Raw genomic sequence first — 564 nt, 5'->3', positions numbered from 1 at the left:
AAAACCAGCACGGTACTATCATGACCCAAATCAGCTCGCTGCGTTATTTGAGTCCGAATAGTGTCAAGTCCACTTTGTGCACGCTTGTTGAACTGAGTCCAGCTTTCGATATAGTCACTATCATTGTCGCCAGCATGCCAGCGCTGCATAGCCTCGTCAAATAGCTCTGCTAGGCGTACATTGGGCACTTGTGCCTTAGCAATCTCTGTCGCTATAGTACCTGGATTACTAAATGCGCTATTGGATTTTATAAACACGTCTCTATGATTGAATTCATTAAATACCGGCAATACTGAGCTATCGGGCGTTTGCATATCAAAGATATGGTTTGATAGCCTTGTATCACTTTGAGCAAATGAGTCCTTATAATACGACCAAAAGTGCTCGGCGGACTCTTTTTGCCGCACCAAGCTGCCACTAAAAATCGCATCAATACGGCGCTGAGTCGCTCCATAATGCGCGCCTAATAGCTGAGCTTGCCTGATGCCAAGCTCTGAGAGCTTATCGTAATTTTCTTGTCCAAATGATGCCTGTCCGTGGCGGGCGAGCAAAATAGTTGTCATT

1 protein-coding gene is annotated in these 564 nt (G+C 45.6%); it reads right to left on the bottom strand.

What is annotated here, in order from left to right; all coding sequences use genetic code 11:
* The coding region (locus ACTXGO_RS16015; RefSeq protein ID WP_443575219.1) for a histidine phosphatase family protein at positions 1–564 on the bottom strand (564 nt) is incomplete at both ends.

The sequence above is a fragment of the Psychrobacter sp. T6-1 genome (genome assembly GCF_052258445.1).
Note: the sequence above shows the minus strand (reverse complement) of the source record. Positions and strands in the feature narration are given on the sequence as shown.